The following is a 5057-nucleotide window of genomic DNA, read 5'->3' on the forward strand; positions in this document are numbered from 1 at the left end:
GGCTGGATGGAAGCCGGCGGCCTGGCTGACGCCGGGGACCTTCTGGCCACGCTGCTCGCGTTCCGCTCGTTGCCTCGGTTCGGCCGCTGGACGATGCTCCTCGCCATCTCGGGCGCAGTGGCGGCCGCGGGAGTCCTGGCACCGTCGGTGGACCGACCGGAGGATCCGTCCGGCGCTGTCGTCTGAGCGACGAGCGGCGGTGACGCCTACGAGACGGCGGGCTGCAGCGGGCGGGGTTGCAGCTCGATCCACGACCGACCGGGTTGCAGCGCGATGGTTGTGCCCGACGAGTCCGTGAGCTTCATCGTGTCGTTGATGGTGTTGCGCGTCCAGGTACCTGTGATCACCTGGCCGTTGCGCAGGACGGAGGCCGGCCCAGACCCCACCACGATGACGAGTGGGTCCTCGTTACCAGCGCTGTCGAAGATCCCCGTCTTCCCGATGGCCGTCGACAGCACCACGACATCAGTCGCCGAGATACGCGATCCGTCGGCGAGCACGTCAGCCTTGCCGTTCTGAGTGCGCAGGTACGACTGCGTCGTCGGGTCCCAGGTCCACGTCACGGTGGAGCTGTTCGACATCGGGATGTTGGCGGTGACGCCGCTCGCACCCTTCGGCACGGCGGCGTTGTAGGTGAAGATCGGCTTTGGCGGGCTCGTGCTCGCGCCGGCCTTCGCCCCGGCGGCGTAGAGGTCGTTCGTCGAGGCGTACACCTGGAACGGCACCGGATGCCCCGGGAGCTGCTTGAAGGCCGAACTACCTGCGTCGAAGGACACCAACGTTGCCGTGGACTCGGCCTTGACCGGTGCGATCTCACCTGCGGCCGCGCCGGAGTAGGCGAAGATGCCCCCGCCCAGCTGGCGCAGCAGTGCCGCGTCGACCGGACGAGCCGATCTGATCGGGCCGACCTGGGTCGCGTTCTGGGACTGGTACGTGGCCAGCACCCGCGTGAGGCCGCCCTCGACGAGGGCGTCGGTCACGATGTCAGCCTGGTTGAGACCCGACTGGGGTAGGCCGGGCGGCGAGTTGTCGACCTTGATCGACAGGGCTGGCCGCTGGTTGACGCTCGGGACGACCAAACCGGTCAGTGGTGCGACGGTGGGGCCGCTTGCCGTGGTCTTGCTGCCACTCGAGCAGCTGGCGGCGATGAGCGCGGCGGTCGACAGGGCAACCCCGATTGACAGCGTCGACAGGTGTCGACGCCCGGGCGTGGTCGTCCGTGAGGAGGGAGGCACATCGACAGGTTAGAGCGTCGCCGGCGGCCCCTGTCGGACCGTCGCTCAGTCGCGGACGGCGAGGGCGAGGCCGGCCTCGACCATCCACATCCCAAGTGAGCGCCTCCAGCGTCCGGTTCTCCAGGAGTGCCGATGCCAGCGCCCCCGGCCCGCTCCGCGCCTCGGCGGGCACGGACGGCCGGGCGCGGTTGCCCGTCGTCTGACCATGGGCTCGGGAGTCCAGTCGTGGAGCAGAAGAGGATGCATTTCGCGCTCTGTCATCGGGTCGTCGGTTGGTGCCCCCACCGTCGCAGCTGCGGGTGCGAAGGGCCAGCGAGTTTCCGCCGGTCCCGTGGTCGGACACAATCAACTCGTGTCGTCGTGGCTCGAGCCCGCCCGCCGCTTACCGGTGATCGGTCGACCCGACGTGCTCGTCGTGGGGGCCGGGTCGGCCGGAGTTGCGGCCGCGCTCGCTGCTGCACGGCGAGGGGCTGACACCTGGCTCCTCGAGCAGTCGGGGTTTCTCGGTGGCCTGGCGACGGTCGGGCTCATCAACCTGCTCCTGACCATGGATGACGGGGACGGCACCGCGGTGGTGTCGGGGCTCTGCCAGGAGTTCGTCGACCGCATCGACGAGCGCGGAGCGGCGCGTTACCCAACTGTGACTGAGTGGGACAGCGAGGACCGCGCGGCGGTGGGACGATGGCGCCGATGGGGGCTCATCTGGGGTGCTCCGCCAGAGGCGGTGCGGTACTCGGTGGCCTTCGACCCCGAGGTTTTCGTCGATGTCGCCCACGAGACACTGGCGGCAGCCGGCGTCCGGCTCCGCCTCCACAGCTGGTTCGCCACCGTCGGGATGGCTGACGGAGCTGTCGAAGCCGTCATCGTCGAGTCGAAGCGCGGTCGGGAGGCGATCTGCCCGCAGGTGGTGGTCGATGCCACCGGCGACGGAGACGTGGCCGTCGCGGCCGGAGCCGACCACGAGCGGGTGACCATCCCGCCGTACCTGTGGTTCCGGGTCGGTGGTGTGCGCGACGCGGCGCTCGACGACGCCGGTCGTGCCTGGTTCCTCACCACCGGGTGGGGGCGCGTCCTGGTCCCCTGGGGGCCGTCCTCCGATCGGGTCGATCCGTGCGATCCCGACGACATGACGGAGGCACAGGTGCGGTGCCGACTGGCGGCGCGCGCCGAGTTCGAGCGACTCCGACGGGAGGCGCCTGGTTTCGCCGACGCCTGGCTCGACGACTACGCGCGCATGCTGGGGATCACCGAGAGCCGGCGGCTGGTCGGCGAGTACGTCCTTCGCAAGGAGGATGGCGACGTCCGCTTTCCGGACTCGATCGCCCAGACGGGCCACTGGACCCGGCGCCACGTGGTGTTCGACATCCCGTACCGCTGCCTCGTCACGCCGGCGGTGGCGAACCTGCTGGTGGCCGGGAGGTGCATCTCCACGACCCGCTATGTGCACCAGGCCACCAAGGAGATCCCCGCGGCGATGGCGACCGGCGAGGCCGCGGGGGCGGGCGCAGCGCGGGCTGCGGCCGCTGGTGTCGGCGTCCACGACGTTGACGTCGCCGCGTTGCGCGAGGACCTGCGTGCGACGGGCGCCTTCGTCGGAGGGTTGGACTGATCCTCGGCTTCTCATGCCGAACGGGGGACCCGGGCGCATCTGGGACCGCGTGACTGTCGGCTCGGTTGTCGGATAGGTGCCGGTCTCTGACGGCCTGCACGGACACCGCTCGGAAATATCGCGGCCCGCTTATCTCGCGTCACCTCGACCCGGCGTTCGATGGCAGTCGGGCGTGGGGAGATAGGGCGAGGTCGGGAGAGGATTATTGGGGCGCGATGACTCTGCCGACCGGTAACCGTCTAATGGACACGACCCTGAGCCGGATCGCCGGACTACCAGAAGGGGGACGCAATGGACATCATCAACTTGGGTGCGACGGACGGACTGCCGCCGGTGAACTGGGCGAACGTAGTTGAGAAGCTCGATGCCGGAACGCCGCCGGCTCCAGACGCCCACAACGCTCGGACGACGTGGCTCTCGACGGTGAACGAGGACGGCAGCCCGCACGTGACCGCGGTCGGTGCGCTCTGGCTGGACGGATGCTTCTGGTTCCAGACCGGATCGGGTACCCGGAAGCGCCGCAACGTCGCCCGCGACCCCCGCTGCTCGATCGCGGTGTCAATCCGCGATGCAGACATCGTGGCCGAGGGTGAAGCAGCGCGGGAGACCGACCCGACCACGCTGACACGCCTTGCCAAGGCCTGGGCGGACCAAGGGTGGCCCGCCGAACTGGATGAAACCAGGTCCGGTATTACCGCCCCGTTCAACGCGCCGTCGCAGGGCCCACCGCCGTGGAACGTCTATCGCATCAAGCCACATTCGGTGACCGTTGCGCTGGGCACCGAGCCGGGCGGGCTGACTCGCTTCAGGTTCTAGCCTCAGCCCAGTGAGGCGGCCCATCCAGCGCTCGCCGATGGATGAGTTCCTCGAGTCGGCACTCCGCTCGTCCAGCGTTGGTCAGGCCTTGTCGCGGGCTCACTCTTTCCGGGGCCACGCCGTGTCGCCTGCATAACCGGCATGGGCGCATCCAGCGTTCGAAGCAGGTTGAGTGGTACGGGACGCTTCCTGGGCCGGCGATAGCGAGTGCAGTTCGGCAGCGCCGCCGATCTGCCAGAACATCGAGCTCAGCGGCCGTCCTCGCCGAGACAACCCCGACCGAGTCCGCTTAGAAGATGAACGGCACGAGCATCTTGGTCGAGCGCCTATACACGGGGTAAGTGTCGGGGAACTGCGCTGTCAAGTAGCGCTCCTCGACGGTCGCGCTATAGAGGAAGTAGGCCCCGGCCAAGCCCACGGCGATCAGCCAAAGCCAACTCAGCGCCACCGCGGTGCCGACGCCGGCGACCAGCATGCCCGAGTAGATGGGGTGGCGGACCAAGCGGTACGGGCCGGTGGTCACCAGCTCGGGCTCGTCCTTCTGCGTCATCGGGGCGCCCCAGTTGCGCCCAATGTGCACGCGGGCCCAGATCGCGAATCCCAACCCGAGGCCGAAGAGGATCAGCCCGAGACCGGCGCGCGATGGATCCGTGCTGAGGCCGTGGCCGCGGAAGGCGCCAACGCGGATCAAGAGGACCACGATGACTACGATCACCGCCCGGATACGCAGCTCGCGCGACCACGGGATGCGGCCCCTCTTCGTGGAGAAGGCTGCCACGAGCCAATAGAGCCAGAACGCCGCCCACCCGCCGGCGAAGACCAGCTCGACCGCACGCATCGTGACTCAGACTGCCACAGTGCCTCGCAGCAGCGACGAGGACCTCGGGATTGGGATCAGCAAGGCCGGGTCGAGAACGAGCCGATCTCCGCCGCGCTCGCCGAGACGATCGATACCCGGGGCCTCGAAGACAGTGCCGTCCTCTTCTGTCGAGCGCCCCGGCCGTGAAGCCATCGTACCCTTGGACGCGCCCACCAGCCGGCGGTAGGTGGCAGTTGAGGTCCCGCGATTAGGGGACGACTCCCGGCGATCCTTTCTAGGTGAGGTTTGAGCGCTTCATACACCTGTATCTGCGGGTTACCGGATCACTTCGGTGGCATACGCCGCCATCGTCCGGCCGATGTCGGTGGGATCGAGGAGCCCCCGTTCATTGACGGGCAGTTCGCTCAGATCACGGAAGTACTCCACATAGAGGTCGGGAGTGAGCGCGCCGACAAGGCCGACAGCCCACCCGAGCAGCTGCTGGCCGTGTGGCGGCAGCAGAACGCCGACACCCGCCGCCGATTCAGGGAAGGCGGCGATGAGATCGACACCAGCGTGGGCGAATATCCCCGCCGAT

Annotated in this window: 6 protein-coding genes; 3 read left to right on the forward strand and 3 right to left on the reverse strand. The window is 68.6% G+C overall.

Going from position 1 to position 5057, the window contains the following annotated elements; translation table 11 throughout:
- Positions 1 to 186: hypothetical protein (locus tag VGF64_07940; GenBank protein HEY1634672.1), on the forward strand; the 186-nt coding region annotated here is incomplete at its 5' end.
- Between the two features lie 20 nt (positions 187 to 206).
- Here the strand turns inward: VGF64_07940 and VGF64_07945 are convergent.
- Positions 207 to 1235 carry a DUF3048 domain-containing protein gene (locus VGF64_07945; GenBank protein ID HEY1634673.1) on the reverse strand — a complete coding sequence of 343 codons (1029 nt, stop codon included), beginning with the start codon at positions 1233 to 1235 and terminating at the stop codon, positions 207 to 209.
- A gap of 352 nt (positions 1236 to 1587) precedes the next feature.
- On the opposite strand from VGF64_07945, the gene VGF64_07950 reads away from it, so the two are divergent.
- The gene (locus VGF64_07950) at positions 1588 to 2844 is read left to right on the forward strand and encodes an FAD-dependent oxidoreductase (protein ID HEY1634674.1); all 1257 of its coding nucleotides are present in this window, start codon (positions 1588 to 1590) and stop codon (positions 2842 to 2844) included.
- Between the two features lie 291 nt (positions 2845 to 3135).
- The gene (locus VGF64_07955) at positions 3136 to 3660 is read left to right on the forward strand and encodes a pyridoxamine 5'-phosphate oxidase family protein (protein ID HEY1634675.1); all 525 of its coding nucleotides are present in this window, start codon (positions 3136 to 3138) and stop codon (positions 3658 to 3660) included.
- A 289-nt stretch (positions 3661 to 3949) separates the two neighbouring features.
- Here VGF64_07955 and VGF64_07960 read toward each other — a convergent pair whose 3' ends face one another.
- Both VGF64_07960 and VGF64_07965 read right to left on the reverse strand, forming a co-directional pair.
- Entirely contained in the window at positions 3950 to 4498 is a 549-nt protein-coding gene (locus tag VGF64_07960) for an isoprenylcysteine carboxylmethyltransferase family protein (GenBank protein ID HEY1634676.1), read from the reverse strand.
- Positions 4499 to 4795: 297 nt separating this feature from the next.
- The coding region (locus VGF64_07965) for a hypothetical protein (GenBank protein ID HEY1634677.1) at positions 4796 to 5057 on the reverse strand (262 nt) is incomplete at its 5' end.

The organism is Acidimicrobiales bacterium, assembly GCA_036491125.1.
Lineage (GTDB): Bacteria > Actinomycetota > Acidimicrobiia > Acidimicrobiales > AC-9 > AC-9.